Origin of the sequence: Dietzia natronolimnaea (assembly GCF_002289575.1) — a bacterium.
Lineage (GTDB): Bacteria > Actinomycetota > Actinomycetes > Mycobacteriales > Mycobacteriaceae > Dietzia > Dietzia natronolimnaea_A.
The window spans coordinates 35,030-56,726 of record NZ_NTGA01000019.1 but is presented as its reverse complement, the minus strand read 5'-3'; the positions used below and the strand labels follow the sequence as shown (position 1 = coordinate 56,726).

General features: G+C 70.7%; 21 protein-coding genes. 12 read left to right on the top strand and 9 right to left on the bottom strand.

What is annotated here, in order from left to right:
* Positions 1-26: 26 nt before the first annotated feature.
* The 3 genes from CEY15_RS11170 to CEY15_RS11160 all read right to left on the bottom strand — a co-directional run bounded on the left by CEY15_RS11170 (position 27) and on the right by CEY15_RS11160 (position 2,971).
* The gene (locus CEY15_RS11170) at positions 27-893 is read right to left on the bottom strand and encodes a cytochrome c oxidase assembly protein (protein WP_245847566.1); all 867 of its coding nucleotides are present in this window, start codon (positions 891-893) and stop codon (positions 27-29) included.
* Between the two features lie 5 nt (positions 894-898).
* Positions 899-1,405, bottom strand: a complete 507-nt coding sequence (locus tag CEY15_RS11165; protein ID WP_095718513.1) for a DUF2243 domain-containing protein — start codon at positions 1,403-1,405, stop codon at positions 899-901.
* A gap of 96 nt (positions 1,406-1,501) precedes the next feature.
* On the bottom strand, positions 1,502-2,971 hold the full coding sequence (locus tag CEY15_RS11160; protein WP_095718512.1) for a sodium/glutamate symporter: 1,470 nt from the start codon (positions 2,969-2,971) through the stop codon (positions 1,502-1,504).
* A 197-nt stretch (positions 2,972-3,168) separates the two neighbouring features.
* On the opposite strand from CEY15_RS11160, the gene CEY15_RS11155 reads away from it, so the two are divergent.
* Positions 3,169-3,933: a potassium channel family protein gene (locus CEY15_RS11155; RefSeq protein ID WP_245847564.1), complete on the top strand. Its 765-nt coding sequence runs from the start codon at positions 3,169-3,171 to the stop codon at positions 3,931-3,933.
* 4 nt (positions 3,934-3,937) lie between these two features.
* Positions 3,938-5,452, top strand: a complete 1,515-nt coding sequence (locus CEY15_RS11150) for a protein adenylyltransferase SelO (RefSeq protein WP_095718510.1) — start codon at positions 3,938-3,940, stop codon at positions 5,450-5,452.
* Here the strand turns inward: CEY15_RS11150 and CEY15_RS11145 are convergent.
* A complete protein-coding gene (locus tag CEY15_RS11145) occupies positions 5,428-6,378 on the bottom strand; it encodes a DMT family transporter (RefSeq protein WP_176475093.1) in 951 nt (316 codons plus the stop codon). The two genes, CEY15_RS11150 and CEY15_RS11145, sit on opposite strands and share 25 nt — an antisense overlap.
* An 84-nt stretch (positions 6,379-6,462) precedes the next feature.
* Here CEY15_RS11145 and CEY15_RS11140 point away from each other — a divergent pair, with 84 nt between their 5' ends.
* On the top strand, positions 6,463-7,026 hold the full coding sequence (locus tag CEY15_RS11140) for a TetR/AcrR family transcriptional regulator (protein WP_217987097.1): 564 nt from the start codon (positions 6,463-6,465) through the stop codon (positions 7,024-7,026).
* Between the two features lie 168 nt (positions 7,027-7,194).
* Positions 7,195-8,004 (top strand): hypothetical protein, encoded by an 810-nt coding sequence (locus CEY15_RS11135; RefSeq protein WP_095718507.1) that lies wholly within the window; start codon positions 7,195-7,197, stop codon positions 8,002-8,004.
* On the opposite strand, the gene CEY15_RS11130 is transcribed toward CEY15_RS11135, so the two are convergent.
* Entirely contained in the window at positions 7,974-8,855 is an 882-nt protein-coding gene (locus CEY15_RS11130; protein WP_095718572.1) for a tryptophan-rich sensory protein, read from the bottom strand. The two genes, CEY15_RS11135 and CEY15_RS11130, sit on opposite strands and share 31 nt — an antisense overlap.
* Positions 8,856-8,950: 95 nt before the next feature.
* Between CEY15_RS11130 and CEY15_RS11125 the strand changes: the two genes are divergently transcribed.
* The 5 genes from CEY15_RS11125 (at position 8,951) to CEY15_RS11105 (ending at position 13,476) form a co-directional block, all read left to right on the top strand.
* The gene (locus CEY15_RS11125) at positions 8,951-9,415 is read left to right on the top strand and encodes an SRPBCC domain-containing protein (protein ID WP_095718571.1); all 465 of its coding nucleotides are present in this window, start codon (positions 8,951-8,953) and stop codon (positions 9,413-9,415) included.
* Positions 9,416-9,717: 302 nt separating this feature from the next.
* A complete protein-coding gene (locus CEY15_RS11120) occupies positions 9,718-10,059 on the top strand; it encodes a transglycosylase family protein (protein WP_176475092.1) in 342 nt (113 codons plus the stop codon).
* Positions 10,060-10,247: 188 nt separating this feature from the next.
* Positions 10,248-11,612 (top strand): MFS transporter, encoded by a 1,365-nt coding sequence (locus CEY15_RS11115; protein WP_095718506.1) that lies wholly within the window; start codon positions 10,248-10,250, stop codon positions 11,610-11,612.
* 90 nt (positions 11,613-11,702) lie between these two features.
* The gene (locus CEY15_RS11110; protein ID WP_095718505.1) at positions 11,703-12,200 is read left to right on the top strand and encodes a glutathione peroxidase; all 498 of its coding nucleotides are present in this window, start codon (positions 11,703-11,705) and stop codon (positions 12,198-12,200) included.
* Between the two features lie 76 nt (positions 12,201-12,276).
* Entirely contained in the window at positions 12,277-13,476 is a 1,200-nt protein-coding gene (locus tag CEY15_RS11105) for an alpha/beta hydrolase (protein ID WP_095718504.1), read from the top strand.
* Positions 13,477-13,663: 187 nt separating this feature from the next.
* Here CEY15_RS11105 and CEY15_RS11100 read toward each other — a convergent pair whose 3' ends face one another.
* Positions 13,664-14,929: a pyridoxal phosphate-dependent aminotransferase gene (locus tag CEY15_RS11100; protein WP_095718503.1), complete on the bottom strand. Its 1,266-nt coding sequence runs from the start codon at positions 14,927-14,929 to the stop codon at positions 13,664-13,666.
* A gap of 96 nt (positions 14,930-15,025) precedes the next feature.
* On the opposite strand from CEY15_RS11100, the gene CEY15_RS11095 reads away from it, so the two are divergent.
* Together CEY15_RS11095 and CEY15_RS11090 are read left to right on the top strand one after the other, a co-directional pair.
* Positions 15,026-16,489: a PLP-dependent aminotransferase family protein gene (locus CEY15_RS11095; protein ID WP_095718502.1), complete on the top strand. Its 1,464-nt coding sequence runs from the start codon at positions 15,026-15,028 to the stop codon at positions 16,487-16,489.
* A gap of 79 nt (positions 16,490-16,568) precedes the next feature.
* The gene (locus tag CEY15_RS11090; RefSeq protein ID WP_095718501.1) at positions 16,569-18,029 is read left to right on the top strand and encodes an FAD-dependent oxidoreductase; all 1,461 of its coding nucleotides are present in this window, start codon (positions 16,569-16,571) and stop codon (positions 18,027-18,029) included.
* 159 nt (positions 18,030-18,188) lie between these two features.
* On the opposite strand, the gene CEY15_RS11085 is transcribed toward CEY15_RS11090, so the two are convergent.
* Complete coding sequence (locus CEY15_RS11085) at positions 18,189-18,680, bottom strand: fasciclin domain-containing protein (protein WP_245847563.1); 492 nt, start codon at positions 18,678-18,680, stop codon at positions 18,189-18,191.
* A gap of 281 nt (positions 18,681-18,961) precedes the next feature.
* Between CEY15_RS11085 and CEY15_RS11080 the strand changes: the two genes are divergently transcribed.
* On the top strand, positions 18,962-20,218 hold the full coding sequence (locus tag CEY15_RS11080; RefSeq protein ID WP_017837276.1) for a glutaminase: 1,257 nt from the start codon (positions 18,962-18,964) through the stop codon (positions 20,216-20,218).
* Positions 20,219-20,236: 18 nt separating this feature from the next.
* Here CEY15_RS11080 and CEY15_RS11075 read toward each other — a convergent pair whose 3' ends face one another.
* Complete coding sequence (locus tag CEY15_RS11075; protein WP_095718500.1) at positions 20,237-21,166, bottom strand: patatin-like phospholipase family protein; 930 nt, start codon at positions 21,164-21,166, stop codon at positions 20,237-20,239.
* A 57-nt stretch (positions 21,167-21,223) separates the two neighbouring features.
* On the bottom strand, positions 21,224-21,661 hold the full coding sequence (locus tag CEY15_RS11070; RefSeq protein WP_095718499.1) for a nitroreductase family deazaflavin-dependent oxidoreductase: 438 nt from the start codon (positions 21,659-21,661) through the stop codon (positions 21,224-21,226).
* Positions 21,662-21,697: the final 36 nt, after the last annotated feature.

The following is a 21,697-nucleotide window of genomic DNA, read 5'->3' as shown; positions in this document are numbered from 1 at the left end:
GGCGATATGCAGTGCACGGTTGTCGCTCATGGGGTCGTCTCCTCGGTGTGTCGGGAACCGCCGGCCTGGCCGGCGGGGTGATCGTGGACGGTGGTGAGAGAGGGATTACGGGGGAGATACCGGCCGCGGCCTCGGGATCCCGGGTACCAGCCTGTGAAGAGCAGGACGATGAGCGCGAGGTCGATGACCTCACCGCCGTAGAACATGAGCTGGGCCCCCACCCTGGCGTCCGCCGGGTCGACACCGACCGGGGGATGCCCGTACAGCCACCTGCCGAGAATCGAATGGGCGGCGATGAACAACACCAGCACCACCGCACGGGTCCGGAAGCTCGCACGGTGCGGGTTCGGGTCCGGCCCGATCATCGCCACGGTGAACACCAGGCCGGCGAGGAACACGTGCAGGTGGACGAGGACGTGGACCGCGTGTGACTCGTGCATGAGCGCGAAGAGGTCGGTGGTGTAGAGAACCCACAGGCCCCCCGCATTGAGTACGGCGGCAACGACGGGATGGGTGAGCACCCGCACCGGCGGGGACCGCAGCACCCGCGAGACGACCCGGGCGTGCCGGGCGGGCAGTGTCCTCAGCGCGAGGGTCACCGGGGCCGCGAGCACCAGAAGGAGCGGCGCCAGCATGCCCAGGAGCAGGTGGACTCCCATGTGGGCGGTGAATCCCGAGTGCGCCGCGGAGGCGAGGGGACCGACCCATGCCGCCCCCAGGCAGATCAGCCCCGTGACCCACAGCGCGGTCCGATATCGGGGCCACCGGCCTCGGGACCGGTGCCGACGGACGCCCACCAGGTAGGCGACCGCCGCCATCGCGATCAGGAGCACGCCGAGCGCCTCGGGCATCGGCCAGGAGGAGGGCTCGGGATGCGCGTGGTCGTGGGTCACCGGGCTCAGTCCCGGGAAGGTGGGGAGGTCGGCGTCAGCTCCGGGGGAACCGCGGTCCGCCACAGGATCACCAGTCCTGCCAGGAGGAGCGCAGCCGCCGAGGCGATCCACACCAGGTCGTAGACGAACAGGTCGACGCCGTAGCGGATCTGGTGGACCCGGAGGATCTTGTGGAAGACGATCCCGTCGAACAGCTGGAACGCGCCGACGCCGGTGAGGACCGCACCGGACCACCGCCACCACGGGACGACCATCGTGTGCCTGACCTCCCCCAGCATGAACAGGCCCCAGACGGTGATGAGCCAGGTGGCGCCGTGGAACAGTCCGTCCGCCAGGAGGGCGACGTTGGGGGTGGAGAGGTCGTAGAAGTGGTGCCACTGCAGGAGCAGGTGAAAGACGAACAGATCGATCACCGAACCGGCGATCCCGCAACCGAAGAGGAACCCGGACAGGACCAGACGCCGGTTCACCCGGGGGTCGGCGGTGCGGAGGTCAGTAGAGGGTGGCGGCACCGGGCATCCTCCTCGCGGGGGTCGGGTGCCGCCGAGCCTAGGGCCGGCGGTGAGAGGTCACCACCGCTGCCCGCGAGGGGTCGACAACCCGGGAACCTACTCCCGCGCGGGCTCGCGCCCCTCGGATTTCTCCTTCTCCCACTCGGCCCGGTCCCGCATCTCCCTGGGGCGGAAGTAGAACAAGCCGGATAGCACCGCCACGAGGAAGACCGCGAGCATCACGAAGAACAGGGGCCACACCCCGGTGAGGAAGATGATCGGGACCGCCATCGCCGTGACGAGGCCACCGCCGAAGAACGGTTCGAAGACCAGCTGCTTGTAGCCGAACGCCTCGAACGCGGGGCTCTCCGCCTGGGGGTCGACCACCCGCATGAGGATGAGGCCCGTGGCGGTGACGCCCATCGACTGGCCGAAGTCACCGATACCGCGCTCGAACCAGTAGCGACCGATGATCCGCGGCGCCAGCCACAGGAAGACGGCGACGTTGAACACGATCCCCGCGACCGCCAGGATCACGAAGACACCGATGTTCTCTCCGATCGCCTGGAGGGACAGGGTGGCGATGGCGGCGACGATGAGGAAGTCGAGCGCCCATCCCTGGATCCGCAACATGATCTGGGCGTCGATCACGTGCGCGAACCCGGCCTTGGTGGCCACGAACTGCACGATCACGCCACCGAGGAGGGCGATGGGGAAGAGGGGGACGTAGGCGAAGATCTCCAACGGCGTGTTGTCGTCGAGCATGACCGACGCGTAGGTGGCCTGCTCGATCCAGCGCAGACCCTCCAGGATCACGAGGCCGACGAGGATCGCCACGGTGACGATCGCGATGTGGAGCGACAGCGGCTCGACCGAGGACGGGCGGGACGTCATCTTGCCGGCGGAGTAGTACTCGTCCTCCCGGAAGAGGCCCTTCTGCTCCTCGATGGACATCTTGGCGCTCCCGGTGACGAGTTCCGTCCGTCCGGTGCGTACGGCCCAGTTGATCAACCCGATCCCGACGATGATCCCGCCCACGATGCCCACGGTGGCCAGGCCGACCGCGAGGTCGGCGCCCTCGCCGAAGCCCAACTCGTCGAAGACCGGCCGCATCCCCGCAGCGGTACCGTGACCGCCTTCGAACCCGATCTCGATGAGCGCACCGGTCATCGGTGCCACCGCCAACGTCGGGACGAGGATCAGCGCGGCCAGCAGCAGGCCCACCACGTACTGGCCGGAGGCGAGGGACACACCGAGCGAGAGCTGGGGGCCGACGAGCTTGACGGCCCGCTTGGCGGTCGGGAGTTTGTGGCCGAGGAACATGGTAGCGAAGATGACGCTGATCAGCAGTCCCGGCAGCGAGGACCACACCTCGACCATGGGCTCCGTGAACAGTCCGTTCTCCCCCCAAGGTCCTGCGAACCGGCCCAGTACCTCGGGGCCCAGCAGGAGGAGCAGCGCTCCGGCGACGATCGAACTGGGGAGGAACAGTGACTGGACTATCCCCACCTTGACGCGGATGATCTTGCCGATCAGCAGTGCCAGTCCCAGGATGAGCAGGGCGAGTCCCACCGCGTTGGCCGTCATAGGGCTACCTCGGTTCCGGTCGGTGATGCATGGCGCGGAGGCCGCCCCGTTTCTCTACATCTGGCGATTCACAGGGCGACTCCTCGGTGGTGAGGAATGTACGCGGTGGCACCCCTCAAATGAACCTGAACCGCTGATCGGTAACCATGCCGTCACGTTCCCCGCCTTCGTCCCCCGGAGTCGGTCATCATCGAGAGGTGACGGAGAAACGGTGGGCGGAACTGACGGAATGGCCGTTGATCGGCGCGGCGCTGGTCTTCCTCGTCGCCTACGCGGTCTCGGTCCTGGTGAACCCGGAGGGCACAGGGGGCGTGGCCGTCGAGATAGTGATGGTGGGGACCTGGGTGCTCTTCGCGGTGGACTTCTGCGTGCGCCTGGCGTTGGCGAGACCACGAGGCCGGTGGCTGTTCACGCACTGGTACGAGCTGGTGGTGATCGCCCTGCCGATGCTCCGGCCGCTGCGACTGCTCCGGCTGGTGATGCTGCTGAACGTCATGCACCGCTCGGCGGGGACGGCCGTGCGCGGCCAGGTGATCGCGTACGCCGCGGGATCGACCTCGGTCCTGTTGGTCGTGTCCTCCCTGGCGATTCTGGACGCCGAGCGCGGGGCCCCCGGCGCGACGATCGAGACCTACGGTCAGGCGTTGTGGTGGGCGGTCGTGACCGTCACGACGGTCGGGTACGGGGACATCGCGCCGGTGACCCCGACGGGCCGGGTGATCGCGACGGGACTGATGCTCGCCGGGATCGCCTTGCTGGGCGTCGTCACGGCCACGCTCGCCTCGTGGATCGTGGACCGGGTCAGCGAGCAGGACGAGGTCAACCAGTCCGCGACGCAGGCTCAGGTCAGCCGGTTGTCGGCGGACATCGCGGCACTGCGGGGGGATCTCGCACGGCTCGGTGCCGTCACGGAGGGCGGGAGTGGACGGACCGACCACCCCGCGACGGAGCCGTACCGTTGACGGTATGACTTCCCAGGAGCGGTCCGGAGTGCGGCTCGGCGACGATTTCGCCCGCGGCTTTCCCGATCTCGGCGTGCCGTGGACGGCGGCCGAGGCCCCGACCCCGCGACTACTCGCCCTCAACGACCCGCTGGCCGACGATCTGGGCATCGATCCCGCCTACCTCCGGTCGGAGGAGGGACTACGACTGCTGACCGGCACGCACGTCCCCGCCGGCGCCACCCCGGTCGCGCAGGCGTACGCGGGACACCAGTTCGGCGGATACTCCCCACGGCTCGGCGACGGGCGGGCCCTGCTGATGGGCGAGTTGGCGGACGGGCGCGACCTCCACCTCAAGGGTTCCGGGCGGACGCCGTTCGCCAGGGGTGGCGACGGGTTGGCGGCCGTGGGGCCGATGCTCCGCGAGTTCCTCGTCAGCGAGGCCATGCACGCGCTGGGTGTGCCCACCACGCGGGCGCTCGCGGTGGTCGGCACCGGGGTGGCCGTGCACCGCGATCAACCCCTTCCGGGCGCCGTGCTCGCCCGGGTTGCAGCCAGTCATCTGCGGGTGGGTACCTTCCAGTTCGCGCGCTCCACCGGGGACCTCGACCTGGTGCGCAGGCTGGCCGACCACGCCATCACGCGCCACCATCCGCAGGCGGCGGAGGCAGAGAACCGGTATCTCGGTCTGTTCGAGGCGGTCCTCGACGCCCAGGCCTCCCTGGTGGCGCAGTGGATGCTGCTGGGGTTCATCCACGGGGTGATGAACACGGACAACACCACGATCTCCGGCGAGACCATCGATTACGGCCCCTGCGCGTTCATGGAGGCCTTCGACCCCGCCACCGTGTTCAGTTCGATAGACACCCAGGGTCGCTACGCCTACGGAAACCAGCCGCCCATCATGCAGTGGAACCTTGCGAGGTTCGCCGAGACGCTGGTCCCGTTGGTCGACGACGACGAGAACGCGGCCGTCGAGACGCTGACGGCCTCTCTGGTCACGTTCCCCGCTCGCTATCAGGAGGCGTGGACCGCCGGGATGCGCCGCAAGCTGGGACTTCCCGCTGCGCCGGGCCGATCCGAGTCGGAGGCGGCCGCGTCGGGGGCGGCCGCGTCGGACGCGGGCGAATCGGACGAGGGCGAATCGGATCCGGTCGAGCCGCTGCTGGAGGAACTCTCGCGGTTGCTCACCGCGACCCGGGTCGACTTCACATCGTTCTTCCGCGCGCTCATCCCGGCCGCGGGGGGCGACACCTCGGCGGTGCGGGAGCTGGTGGGGGAGTTGGCGGACGGATGGCTCGCGAGCTGGCGCGCGTTGGATCCCTCTGTCGAGGTGATGGCGGCCGCGAATCCCGTGTACATCCCGCGCAACCACCTGGTGGAGGAGGCCCTGGACGCGGCGACGGCGGGTGATCTCGGGCCGTTCTCCGACCTCCTCGTCGTCGTCACCGATCCCTACGCCGAGCGTCCGGGACTCCAGCGGTACGCGAGCCCGGCCCCGCCCGACGCCTCACCTCACGTCACCTTCTGCGGTACCTGAGTCGGCGGCGTCGGCCCGGCGTTCCCGCCCCCGCAGGAGGGCGCCGGAGCGTCGGCGGCCGGTCGGTCACCGTCGCCGGGCTTTCCCGCCGCGAGCAGGACGGCCACGATCCCCAGCCCCATCGCGATGAGTTGGGGTGCCCCGATCCGGTCGCCGAGCATCGCCCACGCCCAGACCGCCGAGACGGGAGGGGTGAGGTAGAGCAGCATGCTGGTGGGCGTGGCGCCGAGGCGGCGCAGGGCGAGGATGTACGCCCCGTAGCCCCCGAGCCCGGCCGGGACCACCAGCCATGCGAGCGACCCCACGAGCCGCGCGGTCGGGTCGACCGCGAGTCCGGTGGTGAGCACGGCCACGGTGACAAAGACGACCGCCGCAGCACACACCTGGACCGTCAGGGCGGTGACCAGGTTGACCCGGGGCGCCCAGCGACGCTCGAGCAGCGCCGAGCAGCTCAGGCCCAGCAGGCTGATCACCGGTAGGACCATCGCCGGACCCGGATCGCCGATCCCGCCGACGCAGAGTGCGACCGCGCCGAGACCGAGGGCGACGCCGCTCCACTGCCGCGGTGCCAGCCGGTCGCCCCAGAACACGGCCCCGGCGGCCGCGACGAGCAGCGGCTGGGCCGAGCACACCAGCGCGGCCGTCCCCGCGTCGACACCGGCCGCGGACGCGGCGAACAGGCCCCCGAGGAACATCACATGTGCGGTGAGGCCCAGGACGCACTGCCGCCCGAGATCACGGCGATTGATCCGGCGGCCGATCCGGCTGCCGAGAACCGTGACCACCGAGAGCAGGATCCCGGCGGTGATGACGTAGCGCCACGCCAGCAGGCCCGCGGGTTCGGTCTCGGCCGTACCCCACGCGGCCCCCACGAACCCGCAACTCCACAGCAGTACGAACGCTCCGGCCACCAGTGTCCTGTTCACGGACCGAGCAAAGCATACCGATCGGTATACTGTCAGTGCACCGTCGGGCGCGGCCGGCGAATGCATCGAATCGAGGAGGACCGGGTGGCCCCAGAACCGTGGCCGATCGTGCCGACGACCAAGGTGGGGGAGCGCATCCTCGAGGCCGCCGACGACCTCTTCTACTCGCGGGGCATCACGGCCGTGGGCGTCGACCTCATCGCGGAGCAGGCACGGACCACCAAGCGCACGCTCTACCAGCGCTTCGGGTCGAAGGACGGTCTCGTCGACGCCTACCTGCGTCGACGTGGCAGCCGGTGGCAGCGGTATCTCGTCGATCACCTCGATGCGACGGGGTGGACGCTGGCCGAGTTCTTCGGTCGGGCCGAGGAGTGGGCCCGGTCGAACCACCGGGGATGTGCCTTCGTCAACGCGTGGGCCGAGGTCGGGGGAACGGGGCGGTCGACCGCCGCCGAGACGATCAGGGAGGAGAAGCGGTGGATGCGGACGCTGTTCGGGGAGCTCGTCGGGGGTGACCGTGCCGCTGCGGCGGCCGTCCACCAACTCTACGAGGGCGCGCAGGTCGCCTCGACGGTGTTCGGTGAGACCGCGGCGTTCCGGGTGGCCGCTGATGCGGCACAGGTGATCGTGGCGGCCACCGAGGGGTGAGGCGGGAGGGGGCAGGGGCGGTCTCGGCCGGATGGGTGTCACTGCAACGCAGGAGTTATCAACGAAAACTTATTGACACGACCGCATGTCTGTCCTACTTTCGGGGGACAGGCATATCCCGCGTCAGCCTCCTGGCCGAGGCCGCGGGCCGCCGGAGAGGGGGACGCCATGAGGATTCTCATCGCCGACGGCGAGGGGGCGTATCGCTCCTCGTCCGGGAGGATGGACGACTTCGTCGACGATCTCTCCACTCGGCTCGGTGCCCGCGCCGTGGTCCGGGTGCAGTGGCCGGAGCCGGAGCGGACCCGCCTTCACCGTCCCCGGAGCTGGGACGCGGCCTCGGCCGCCGGAGTGGCGGATCTGGCCAGACTCGTGGGTCTTCACCCGTCCGACGGGATCGTCCTCCTGGGTTGTTGCTGCGGGTGCCGCGTGATCCACGACTGGCTGGATGCGTACCCGGAACAGCTCGACAGGGTGCTCGCCGTGGGCTTGCTCGCGGACCCCTACCGGCCGCGTGACCGCTGGCTGCCGGGAACGGCGGACCCGGGTGGGCAGGGTGTGGCGGGCCGTCGAGTGGGCCCGGTCCCGGAGCGGACGTTCTGGGTCTCGGTCCCCGGCGACCCGCTGAGCGGTATCGAGAGGGACAGTCTGCTCCGGTCGGCGGTCCGCGACTCCCCGCTGACACCGGATCAGGTGTACCGCGAGCTCCTCGAGGACCTCCCGGAGTCCCGCACCCAGTTGGCCCTGCGACTGCACGTGCTCCAGCACCCCGCCGACTGGCCCATGGTGTTCGGTCGCCGACTGGACGAGGCGCGCGCGGCGCTGGTCAGGTACGGGGACCGTGGTTACACCGCGCAGTACTCCGAACCGGGGCCCGACGGCAGGTCCCCGCTGGAGACCCTCGGTGACCGGTTGGTCGACGAGGTGGGCGCCCGGAGGACCCCGCCTCAGGACCTGCCGGAGAGGCTGGCGTCCTGACGGGTCGGCGCCGCCCGGCGGACCCGTAGCCAGGTGAGCAGGGCCACCGCGAGGACGACGGCTGAGGCCACCACCGCGGTCCAGACCAGCGCCACGGACTCGAAATCGCCTTCGGTGCGCCCCACGGCCACCCACGCGAGGCCCCAGGAGGTGGCCAGGGCGGGGGCCACCCGGCCCCGGCTGAGTAGGGCGGTGGCGACGCCGATGCCCGCGGCGGCGACGACGCCGACGAGCCCGAGCGGGATACCGGTCACCGGATCCACGCCCTGCGCCGCGAGCCACGCGAAGGTGTTGGCGAGCGTCGCCACCGACACCCAGCCCAGGTAGAGACCGAACGTGCCATCGGTGACGACCAGCTCCACCGCGCCGCCGGTGCGGGGTGCGCCGAGGAGGTACATGATGCGGATCAGCACCGCGAGCAGCACGACGATCACCACCACCGAGAGCCCGACCTGGTCGAGCTGGACTGTCCAGATCCAGGCGGCGTTGAGCAGGACCGACGCCAGTGCCCACGGGCGCAGCGCCCGCTGCCGGGCCGAGCGGCGGGCGGTGGGGGTCAGTTGCCAGAGGGCGTAGACGATCAGCCCCAGATAGATGACGCTCCAGATGCTGAACGCCGATCCCGCCGGTGCCACCGGTGTGGCGTCCGCGGACAGTGCACCGCCCGCGGCCTCGGCCACCGGGGTGCCACCGAGGGCGCCGCTCCCGACGAACGCGGCCACGATGGCCGCCGCCACCCCCAGGAGAGTGACCACGGGCATGGCCCATCCCGTCCCCCGGGTCACACGGGTCTCCGGCGGGGTGGCGTGGGTGGTGGACGCCTCGGTCCGGTGCGGTGTCGACTGGTCCATGTCCACGACGGTAGCGGCGGTTCACGGGTCCGGCGACCCGGCGCCGCCCCGCAGACCGGATGCACGACGCCGACCGGCCGGGCAGGGTGGAGGACATGACCACATCAACGAGCATCACCGTCGAGCGCGTGATCGACCACTCGGCGGCCGAGATCTTCGAGGTCCTCACCAACCCGGAGAACCACGCCAGGCTGGACGGCTCGGGCTTCGTGCGCGGCGACTACAAGTCCGACCGGATCCAGCAGGTCGGAGACGTGTTCGCCATGGACATGGAGGGCGAGCACATGGGTGGCGAATACCGCACGGAGAACCACGTGACGGGGTACGGCAAGGACAAGATCCTGGCATGGCAGACCGCGCCCGCCGGCACCGAGCCCCCCGGCTGGGAATGGATCTGGGAGCTCGAGAACCGCGGGCCCGAGTCGACGCTGGTCCGCCTCACCTACGACTGGGGCAAGGTCACCGACAAGGAGATCCTCAGAAAGGTCTCCTTCCCCCTGGTGTCCGAGCAGCAACTCGAGGACTCGCTGTCCAACCTCGCCGCCGTGGTGGCCGGCTGAGGGACGGGAGCCTCCCGGGTCACCACCGCCGGGGTGAGCCATCTCACCGAGAGATCCGGCTCCCGCGGGGCGGCCCCGAGGCGTCCCGATGACCTGCGGTGACGCCGATGTGGGCCCGCCGTTCTCGCGACCGACCCCTTTCCGGATCCCGCGGGTGGCGCCGCGTGGGGTTGCGTCGTCCCCGGACGACGCTCGTAGGGTCGTGCGCCGTCCCCGTCGATCGGGGGCCTGACCGTCGGCAGCGGGACGCCGTCGGCGGTGGGGCACACAGGCACGACCCGAGACCCAGGAGGTCACGAGAAATGCAGACGTCGCTCGTCCGAACGCTGACCGGTGCGATGCTCGCGGGCGGTATCGCCGCAGGTGGGGCATCGCTGGCCGCTCCCGCCGCGACCGCCGCGCCGGCGAGTGCGTGGGATCAGGTGGCCCAGTGTGAGTCCGGTGGCGACTGGCACATCAACACCGGCAACGGCTACTACGGTGGCCTGCAGTTCGCCGCCCAGACCTGGACCGGCTTCGGTGGCGCGGAGTACGCCCCGACCGCGGACCAGGCCACCCGAGAGCAGCAGATCGACGTCGGCGAGCGTGTGCTCGCCGGACAGGGGCCGGGCGCCTGGCCCACCTGTGGTGGCCCGCTGGCCTGAGCCGCGGCGCCGTCGCCGGCATTGCAGCCGCAGCGCCGTCGCCGGCATTGCAGCCGCAGCGCCATCGATAAGAGCGTTCCGCACACCGCGTCTCGGCCGATGTGTGCGGGACGCTCTTGTCGATGGGGGAGCGCCCGATCCCGGGTACCCCGGGCACCGCGGCCGGCGGCGATTAGGCTCTCCAGACCGTGACCGCCGCCGAGACCGTCTACTCCGCCCTCGTCACCCGCGAGCACTCCGGCGGGGGCGATCTTCCGGAGCGGGTTGAGCGCGACGTCCCCCGCAACGGCCTGCGGCTGGTGGCGGCCAACACCCTGCAGTCCTCGGGTGATCAGGCGGTCAATGCCTCCACGGTGCTGCCGTGGCTGTTCCACGTCCTCGGGGTGCCCGCGGCGCTGGTCGGTCTGCTGGTGCCCATCAGGGAATCGGGGTCGATGCTGCCCCAGGTGCTGCTCACCCCACTCGTGCTGCGGGTCACCCACCGCAAGTGGGTCTTCGTCACAGGTGCCGCGGTGCAGGCCGCCGCGGTGGCGGTGATGGCCGGGATCGCGGCACTCGGCCACGGCACCGCCGCCGGGGTGGGGATCCTGGCCGCGCTCGTGGTGTTCTCCCTCGGTCGGTGCCTGTGCTCGATCGCGTCCAAGGACGTCCAGGGTCGCACCATCCCCTCCGGGGAACGCGGGCAGATCATCGGTCTCGCGACGTCGGCGGCCGGGATCGTCGCCGTGACCCTGGGGTTGGCGATCCGCGCGCTCGGAGGTGACGACCTGAGCGCCGGCGCCCTCGCCCTGCTCCTCGCCGGTGGATCCGCGCTGTGGGTGCTGTCGGCCCTGGTCTACGCGCGCGTCACCGAACCGGCGGGGGAGTCGGCCGCCGGGACCCCCGATGACCCGGTGGACGAGGGCGGCGGATCCTGGTTCGCCGAGGCTGCCCGCCTGTTCCGTGAGGACCGGACGTTCCGGCGGTTCGTCACCGTGCGAGGGCTGGTCCTCGTGTCCTCGCTGAGCCCGCCGTTCATCGTGTCCATGTCCGTGGCGGCGGGCACCGGGGCGCTCGCCGGACTCGGCGGCTTCATCCTGGCCTCCGGTGTCGCCTCGCTCATCGGGGGGCGGATCTTCGGCCGGGTCGCCGACCGGTCCAGCCGCCGGCTCATGGCGGGGGCCGCCGCCGCCGCGTCAGTGGTGACGCTCGGCTTCGTGGCCGCCGTCTCGCTGTTCGGTGTCGACGGCTCGTCCGGCCCGGGGACCGCGTTCTTCGTAGGCGGTTACTTCCTGCTCACCCTCCTGCACTCCGGGGTGCGGGTGGGCCGCAAGACCTATGTCGTGGACGTGGCGGAGGGGGACCTGCGGACGACCTACGTCGCGGTCTCCAATTCAGCCATGGGGGTCATACTGCTCGTGATCGGCGCCATCACCTCCGCTCTGGCTCTGGCAGGGGTCGAGTGGGCGCTGGTCTTCCTCGCGGTGCTCGGAGTGATCGGGGCGGTGTCCGGGTTGCGGATGCCCGAGGTGTCAGGTCCGTCCGGGGCGTCCGGGGCATCCGGGGCGAGGTGAAGCCAGGTGCGGGGCGGGCGAGGGTGTGGAAGCCTCGGGACGGACGGCGGGTGTCCCCCGCCCGTCATGACGACGACGAGGAGCTGCGCCGTGCCCGATGACAATGTCACTCTCACGGATTTTCGAGCGGGCCTGCTCGACGGGAGCGAGAAGGATCTGGCGGACTACGCCGGGCAGGTCGTCCTGGTGGTCAATACCGCCAGCAAGTGCGGGTTCACCCCGCAGTACAAGGGGCTCCAGGAGTTGTACGAGGAGTACCGCGACCAGGGTTTCGTGGTACTCGGCTTCCCGTGTGACCAGTTCGCGCACCAGGAACCGGGCTCCGATGAGGAGATCGGGTCCTTCTGTGAGCGCAACTTCGGCGTGGAGTTCCCGATGTTCTCCAAGATCGAGGTCAACGGGTCGGGAGCCCACCCTCTCTACGACTGGCTCAAGTCCGAGAAGTCCGGGCTGCTCGGTGGGCGGATCAAGTGGAACTTCACCAAGTTCCTCGTGGGCCGCGACGGAAAGGTGATCGACAGGTTCGGTCCCACCCGCAAGCCGGAGGACCTCCGGGACGCGGTCGAGGAGGCGCTGCGGGGGGAGTGAACTCCGCTGGCCCATTCCGGCAGAGAGGTGGTGGCAGCTAAGGTTCCTGAGTCATCACTGAGAACTCTGGAGCTGCATGTCTTCCCGGATCCCCCGCTTCGCCGCCACCGCCGCCGCCACCGCCGGCGCTCTCGGCCTCGCCCTGGCCCTCGGGTCGGCCACGCCTGCTCTCGCCCAGACCGCCAGCATCGATCCCTCGACGCTGGGTTCCGAGAGCCTCGGGGCCATCATGGGGGCGGCCGGTTCGGTTCCGCTCGGGTCGGCCACCGGGTTCATCGGCTCCGTCGGTTCTGCGGACTTCCCGCTGGACGGTGAGGGCTCCGCCAACCCGCTGCCGAACGCGCCCCGCCCGGTGGACGAGAACATCACCACATCCGAGTTCATCGGGGTCGAGCGCACGTCCGACGAGTACGAGTACTGGCTGGTCACGTCCGCGGCGATGAAGCGCGAGGTCATCCTGGAGGTCGTGCCCTCGCGCATCACCGACGAAGGCCCGGCACCCGTGCTCTACATGCTCGATGGCGTCGACGCCCTCGAATACAACTCCGGCTGGAACCACCAGGCGCGGATTCACGACCGCGTGCGCGAGGACAACGTCCACGTGGTCATCCCGACCGGCGCGTACGCCTCGTACTACGCCGACTGGGACCGCGCCGACCCCGTGCTCGGCTACAACAAGTGGGAGACCTTCCTCACCCGGGAGCTTCCGGGCATCGTCGAGCAGGGGCTCGCGACGAAGGGGCTGGAGACCAACGGCAAGAGCGCCGTCGGCGGTGCCTCCATGGGTGGTCAGGCGGCCATGCACCTCGCGGCCACCTATCCCGAGATCTACCGGGGCGTCATGTCGTTCAGCGGGTACTACTCGACCATGGACGCGCTCGGATACCAGTCCGTCCGCGGCACGATCGAGACCCGCGGCGGTGACGTCGAGAACATGTGGGGCCCGCACCGCAGCGAGCAGTGGAAGCGGCATGACACCGTCTCCCATGCCGGGGATCTGAGGAACACCGCGGTGTACTTCTCCTCCGGGAGCAACGTCGCCGGCCCCGCCGACCTCGAGCACTACCGCGGTGGTGCGGACGCCCTGAGCATGATCGTCGGCCAGGTGCTCGAGATGGGCGTGCTGGAGGGGTCGAAGGCGTTCGAGAAGGCGCTGGACCGCGCCGGAGTCGACTACCGGGTCGACTACTCCGACACCGGCTTCCACAACTGGCCGAACTTCCTCAAGAACTTCGGCGCCGGCTGGGAGCACATCAAGCCCGCTCTCGAGGACTGACCCCCGCCCCAGCGCCCTCGCGATCGCCCCTTGCTCGCCGTAGCGCCGTCGCGCTCGCTCCCATCATCGACAAGACCGTTCCGCGCACCCCCTTCTTGGGCGATGTGTGCGGAACGCTCTTTTCGTTGGCGCGGGCCCGGGCCCGGGCCCGCTCGCGGTCGCGCCCGAGCCCCGGGGCGGGCCGGGCTCACGCGGGATGCGGGGTCCGCGCCGGAGTGCCGGGCTGCCGGTGGAGGCCGGCACGCCGATCGAGGTACCCGGCGATCCTGCCGATCGCGCTCTCGAGCACCGCGGCGTCGGGTAGGCACACGATCCGGAAGTGATCGGGCTCCGGCCAGTTGAAGCCGGTGCCGTGGGTCACCAGCACGTGCTCGGAGCGCAGTAGGTCCAGCACCAGGTCCTCGTCGCTCCGGATGCCGAACCGCTCGGTGTCCAGCCGGGGAAAGCAGTAGAGCGCGCCGCGGGGGGCCACGCAGCTCACGCCGGGAATGGAGTTGAGGCGCTCGGTCGCCAGCGCGAGTTGGCGCTCGATCCGGCCGTCGGGGTCGATCACGTCGCCGCCCCACGGTGAGTCCTCCGCCAGCGCGACCGGGATCGCGTACTGACCCGGGACGTTGGGGCACACCCGCATGTTGGCCAGCAGGGTGAGTCCTTCGAGCAGGTCCTGCGCCCGCTCGAGGGGCCCGGTCGCGGCCACCCACCCGGCCCGGTATCCGCACACCCGGTACGCCTTGGACAACCCGCCGAAGGTCAGGCAGAGGACGTCGTCCCCGGCGGCGAGCGCCGCGTGGTGGTGGCGGGCCCCGCCGAAGAGCAGCTTCTCGTAGATCTCATCGCTGAGCAGGACGAGCCCGTGCCGGCGGGCGATGTCGGCCATCCCCCGGACTGTCTCCGCGCTGTAGACGGCCCCGGTCGGGTTGTTGGGGTTGATCAGCACGAGCGCCGTGGTCCGCGCGGTGACCTTCGACTCGATGTCCGCGAGCGACGGGTTCCAGCCGTCGGACTCGTCGGCCAGGTAGTGCACGGGCACACCGCCGGTGAGGTTCACCGCGCCGGTCCAGGTGGGGTAGTCCGGCGCCGGGACCAGGATCTCGTCGCCCGGGTCGATCAACGCCTGCAGGACCAGCGTGATGAGTTCGCTCACCCCGTTGCCCAGGAACACGTCCTCGGCGCGGATCCCGGCCACCCCGCAGCGCCGGTAGTGGTCGGCCACCGCCGCCCGGGCCTCCGGGATCCCGCGCGAGTCCGAGTAGGCCTGGCCGCTGCCGAGGTCGCGACTCACCGCCTCCACGATCTCGGGCCGCGCCTCGAGACCGAACGGGTACATGTTCCCCAGATTGAGCCGCAGTACGTCGTAGCCCTGGGATTCGAGACGCTCGGCTTCGGTGAGCAGGGGGCCGCGCACGTCGTAGCGCACGTCGCGGAGGCGTCGGGACTGGCGGTAGATCTGCATGGGGTCATCCCATCGGACAAGTGGACAGGCGAGAAGGTCCACTTCCCGCACATTCGAGAGACCACTTCGGGGCCTCGCACGCCTAGGATGGGGAGCATGGCCCGCACCGCCCGTCCCGGATCGGTGGTCCTGGGTGAGGTCTCGGGCGCTGAGGATCTGGTGGACGCGATCATCGACCTGATCTCCGACGGTTCCCTGGTCGACGGCGACAGGCTGCCCTCCACGCGCGCGCTCGCCGAGCAGACCGGGCTCTCCCGCGGCACCGTGGTCCGGGCCTTCGACGAGCTCTCGGCCGCCGGCTTCGTCGACTCCGTCCAGGGCTCGGGGACCCGGGTCGCCGACGGGGCGGGCCAGGCGGCGCGAGCCGGGGCGCGGACACGGGGAAGGGGCGACACCTCGTCGTCGTCGTACTCGTCGTCACACGCCCCGTCGTCACGATCCTCCCCGTCGCCGTCGCCGTCGTCTCCCGTCCCCGAGCCCCGTCGGGGCAGGTCGCCGCGCGATCTGCGTCCCGGGATCCCGGACGTCGCGCTGGTGGACGAGCGGGCCTGGCGCTCCGCGGTGCGGGCGGCGGCCGCGCAGGGGCTGGCGGGCCTCAATCCGTGGGAGGAGCCGAGCCCCACGCTGCGGTCCGCGCTGGCCGGCCACCTGCGCCGACACCGCGGCATCGCGGCGGCGGACCCGGTGCTGTTCGACAGCTCCCGCTCGGCGATCGCCGCCCTGTGTTCGGCGTTCGTCGCGGCCCACGGCCCGGTGCCGTTCCACATGGAGGACCCCGGGTACCGGGGCGCCCTGCTCATGGCCCGCGAACAGGGCCTCGAGGCGCGGTTCCACCCGGTCGAGCCCGGTGGTCTGGACGCGGCGCGGTTGGGTCCGGGCCGCGGGATCGTCTTCACGACCCCCGCCCACCACTTCCCGCTGGGGCACCGGATGAGTGTGAACCGGCGCGTGGCCCTGGTCGACTGGGCGCACCGCACGGGGTCGCTGATGATCGAGGACGACTACGACGGCGAGTTCCGCTACGGCGTGGCCCCTCTGCCCGCGCTCGCCACGCTCCCAGCCGCGGCACAGCACGTGGCGTACGTGGGCACGTCGTCCAAGTCGGTGGCCCCCGACCTGCGGGTGGCGTGGTGTCTCCCGCCGACCGCGCTGCGTCGCGAGGTCGACCGTTGGCTCGTCGTGCACAGGCGCGGCCCCTCGACGCTGTCCGCGGAGGCGCTGGGCGCGTTCATCGCCTCCGGAGCGATGGACCGCCACCTGGCGCGAGCGGCGCGGGTGTACGGCGACCGGCGCCACCACCTCGTCTCCGCCCTGTCGCGGGAGTGCCCTGAGCTCCGTGTCACAGGAGTCGAGGCAGGGTTGCATCTCTGTGTGTTGCTGCCCGGCCATGACGACGACGAGGTGGTGCGCCAGCTCGAGCGGGCCGGCTGGCGTACGCGGGCGCTGAGCGGGCAGTCCGCGCGGAACCCGACCGCCGGCCTCGTCCTGAGCTACTCGCGACTCGTCGCGCGCGACGCGGAGGAGTTCGCCGCGACCCTGCGCACAGTGATCGGGCGGTGATCCCGAGCGGGTGCGGGCCACGGTGCGCGGCCTTACAGTTGCCGCGCGAGGTTCGTACCGAGCTCAGAGGAGACGCACGATGGGCACATCATTCTGGCGACGCACGACGATCGATCCCCCGGAGGCGGAGTTCCCCGAGGGTGAGCACGTGGACATCGTGGTGGTGGGGGCGGGTTTCACCGGCCTGATCACCGCGCTGATCGCGGCCGCACGGGGCAGCTCGGTGGTGGTGCTCGAGGCCCACACCGTGGGAGCGGGGGCCAGCGGCTCGACCACGGCCAAGGTCTCGGTTCTGCAGGGCACGCGACTGTCGACCATCCGTTCGCACCACGGTCTCGAGACCGCCCGCGCGTACGCGGAGGCCAACCAGTACGGCCTGGACTGGTGGGCGGAGTTCTGTGGGTCCCACGGGGTGGACGTACAGCGGCCGCGCGCGGTCACCTTCTCGCGCGGCGTCAAGGGGACGAACACCCTGCGTGCGGAGAAGCGCACGCTCGACGCACTGGGTCTGCCCGCGCGGTGGTACGACCGGATCGACGTCCCGTTCCCCGCCCGGTCCGCCGTGGAGCTGCCCGATCAGATGCAACTCGACCCCGTCGACGCTCTCGCTGCGCTGGTCCGCGCCACGTCGGCGCTCGGCGTCCGGATCATCGAACACTCCCGAGTCACGGGACTGGACGTGCGTGGCCACGACGGGGACGCCCGCGTCCAGGTGCGCAGTGACGGCGGGACGTGCTCCGCGCGCGACGTCGTGTTGGCGACCGCGTCACCGGCCCTGGACCGCGGGCCCACCGTGGCCTCGATGGAGGCCGAACGGTCCTACCTATGCGCGTTCGAGTACCCCGGCGGTCTGGAGGAGGGGATGTACGGGTCGGTCGAGAGCCCGGTCCGCTCGCTGCGGACAGTACCCGTGAGCGACCGTGAGGTCCTGCTCGTCGGTGGCAACGGACACCGCACCGGCACGGCTGCGGGAACCGAGTCGAAGATCGACTCGCTGCGCGAGTACGCGGCGAAGCACTTCCCCTCCGCCGAGTTCACCCACGGGTGGTCCGCGCAGGATTTCCACCCGGTCACGCTGCTCCCCAAGTCCGGCCCGATGCCGTGGGGCAAGGGGCGTGTGCACTTCGCGGGTGGGTACAGCAAATGGGGGCTGACGGGGGCGCCCGCGGCGGCGGGCATCATGGTGGACCGGCTCAGCGGGCGGGAGCCGCGCGTCTCCTTTGGCAAGCCCTCGCTCACCGGTGTGCTGCGCACCTCCGTCTCGCTGTACGCCGATCTTCCTATTCAACTCGCGGCCACCGCCGTGCAGGCGGCCGTACGTCCTCCCCGGCCGACCGTGCGACCGATCGGTGAGGCGACAGCGGATGACGGCGAGACCTGCAGGGTCGGCCTCCTGTGCCCGCACATGGGCGCGGCGCTGAGTTGGAACGAGGCCGAGCGGTCGTGGGACTGCCCCTGGCACGGTTCGCGGTTCTCGGCGTGCGGCGAACTGCTCGAGGGTCCGGCGACGCGGGATCTCACGCGCTACGACACGACCTGACCGGGGGCCGAACTGGACGGCCGTCCGGTTCTCCGACGGGCCTATGGTCAGGGTCCGTGGGAGAGGGAACGCCCCGCCCGACCCGTGACGGGCCGAGCGGGGCGTGACCGTGTTTCTCTGACCTGTGGGCCGCCGTGTCGAACGGCCCCGTGGTGCGGGTCAGGCCGGGGGCATCATGACCCCGTCGATGGCGTGGATGACGCCGTTGGTGGCCGGGATGTCGGTCTGGACGACGGTGATGCGGTTGCCCGCGCCGTCCACCAGGGCGACGGTCTCGCCCTCCACCTCGACCATGAACTCGGTGCCCTGCAGGGTCTGGACCATCTCGCCGTCCATTCCCATCACATCCTCGGCCATGACGTCGCCCTCGATCACGTGGAACTGCAGGATCTGGGCCAGGTCACCGGTGGGATCGGCGAGGAGCTCCTCGAGCTGTCCCTCGGGAAGCGCCGCGAACGCCTCGTCGGTGGGCGCGAACACCGTGAAGGGGCCCGGCCCCTCGAGGGTCTCCACGAGGCCCGCGGCCTCGAGCGCCTGGGTGAGGGTGGTGAAGTCGCCCGCGGCCATCGCGGTCTCGACGATGTTGCCGGTCGCGGCCGGCTCCTCCGTCATCTCCTCCGTCGTCTCCTCGGTGGTCATCTCCGTGGTCATGGTGGTCTCGTCGGTGGCGGTGGCATCGCCGTTCGTATCGTCCGTGCCACACGCTCCCATGAACACTGCGAGCCCGATAGCTCCCGTTACTGCGATCGTCCGCTTCATGAGCAACCTTTCGTCGTTGGTCGGGGGTGATCTCAGTGTGGGGGGACGCGATCGACGGACGAAACCGGTGAGACACAATCGTTGTAGTGCCGTTAACCTCCGCGTTGCTCGATCGGAGCGTCGGGATTGCCCGCCATGGCGCGCGAGTTTGGCCCGCATGACACCCTGAGGCCGTGAAGACGCCGGTACCTGACTACCTACAAGAGATCCGCGACCTGTGTTCCACGGGCGCGGGTGGACACCTCGCGGACTACATCCCCGAACTCGCGGCCGTGGACCCGGATCGGTTCGCCGTGTCCGCCTGCACCATGGACGGCGTGGTCTATACCGCCGGTGACGCGGACGCCGAGTTCACCATCCAGTCGATGAGCAAGCCGTTCGCCTACGCGTTGGCCCTGCGTGACCGCGGGATCGAGGCGGTCCTGGAGAAGGTGGCCGTGGAGCCGTCCGGGGACGCGTTCAACCAGATCTCACTGGAGAGGACCAGCGGCAGACCCCGGAACCCCATGATCAATATCGGCGCCATCACCACCCACACCCTGGTCGGTCCGGTCGGCGCTGACGAGGACGAGCGCGACGAGGCACTGGCCGCGGGTTTGTCCGCGTTCGCCGGCCGGCGCCTGGAGGTCGACGCGGCCGTCATGACGTCCGAGCTACGCACGGCGTTCCGGAACCGGGCGATGGCCAATCTGGTCCGGGCGGGAGGGATCATCGACGACGACCCCGACGCGGCGGTCCGCGGGTACACCCGCCAGTGCGCGTACCGGGTGACCGTCCGCGACCTGGCGGTGATGGCGGTGACCCTGGCGAACGGCGGGGTCAACCCCGTCACCCATGAGCGCGTGATCTCGGCGCCGGTGGCCCGACAGGTGCTGGCGGTGATGACGACGTGCGGGATGTACGACGCGGCCGGCGACTGGATGTCCACCGTCGGGATCCCCGCGAAGAGCGGGGTGTCGGGCGGCATCTTCGGCGCACTGCCCGGCCAGGTGGGCCTGGGGGTGTTCTCCCCTCGGCTCGACGAACACGGCCACAGCGTCGAGGGGGTGCGGACCTTCGAGCGGCTCTCCCGCGATCTGGAACTGCACCTCATGAACACCACGGTCACCGAGGTGGAGGCCGTCCGCTCGGTGCGGTTCGACGAGGTCACCGGCAGACGCACATTCCGCCTCCAGGGGCCCATGACTTTCGCGAGCGCCGAACAGGTGCTGCGTCGACTCGCGGAGATCCCGCCGGGTGACGGCGAGGTGACCCTCGACCTGAGCCGGGTCTCCTCGGTCAACGCGACCGCGCGACGCATGCTCCTCGAATCCATGCGACGGCTGGCGTCGGACGGGCACCCCGTGGGTCTCGCGGATCCCGGCCGCCGACTTCCCGAACCGGACCTCGGTGACGGGTCCCGGCCGATCACGCGGCGGGCGACCCGCTGACCAGGGGTCGGGTCGGCGTCACGCGCCCACGCCGGCCTCGGACAACGCCATGCGGACGGTGTCCGGCGCGGTCCTCATCGAGAACTCGAACGCCGCCACACGGCGGGTTCTGCTCATGAAGTGGGCGCCCAGCCCCGCGAGGTCCGCGGCCGTCGGGAGGATCGGGACGACCGTGGTGCCCCGGGCGCGGACGACCGCGATCTCGGCGGCAAGTTGCGCGGACATCGGTCGTCTGATCAGGCGGTGTTCGAGCCGACCGCCGGGTCCGGGCACGCGGACGCCGGGCGTCGAGGCCATGGGAGCGATGACGTAGATGAGGTCCGCGTCCTCGGGCGCGAGCAGATCCACGGAGGCGGTCGACCCCATTCCGCCGTCGACGAAGATGCGGTTGCCGATGGGGACCGGGGTCATCCACCCGGGGGTCGACCAGGACGCCCGCAGCGCCTCGCCGACGGTCGCGATCGGCGAACCCGGTGCGCCGAACACGACCCGCTCACCGGCGCGGATGTCGTAGGCGACCATCCGGGCGGCGGGGTGGGGCAACCAGGGGCCCACCTCGAACCCCTCGGCCAACCGCTGCAGCCATCCCAGGTCGCCGCGACCGCTGGGGGCGATCCCGGCGTAGGCGGCCAGACCGGAGTGCGTGCGCAGCAGTCCGGGATTGAGCAGGGGCGGCCGGGGCAGAGGCGGCCTGCCGGGAGGGGTGGACGCGATGTGCTCGCGGAGCCGGGGGTCCTGGGCCCGTCCGCGCTGCATGTCCACCAGCTCGTCGACCCCGACGCCGCCGCCCACCATGGTCACCAACTCGGCCCCCGCCGAGGTGCCCAGCAGGACGTCCGCGTCGCGGGGGTCGAATCCGGTCTGCTCGGCGAGGGCGTGCATGGCCGCGATCGCCCAGGCGCCCCCGATGGTGCCACCGCAGCCGAGGACGAGGGCGGTTCGGGTCATTCGAGGCCTCCTGAGGTGAGAGGGCGACGGGGCCAGGGGATCCGGCGGGGAATGGGTTCAGTCCCGGGGGTCGAGCACGAAGACGGGGATGGTTCGGTCGGTCTTGGCCTGATAGTCGCGGTAGTCGGGATATACCGCGACCGCCCGATCCCACCACATGTCGCGTTCCGCACCGGTCACCTCGCGGGCGACGAAGTCGCCGACCCTGTCCTTGTCCCGCAGCTCGACCTGCGGGTGGGCCTTGATGTTCCAGTACCAGACGGGATGGGTCGGAGCGCCGGCCAGAGAGGCGACGGCGGCGTAGGAACCCTCGTGTTCGACCCGCATCAACGGGGTCTTGCGCAGCTTGCCCGACTTCTTGCCCACCGTGGTCACGATGACCACCGGCATGCCCGACAGCTCGGAGCCCGACGCCCCGTTGCTCTTCTCGTACCGCTCGACGTGCTCCCGCACCCAGGTGCTGGGGCTGGGTTCGTACTCACCGGTCAACGGCATGGTGGCCTCTCTCGTCGATGCGATCCTGCGCGGTAA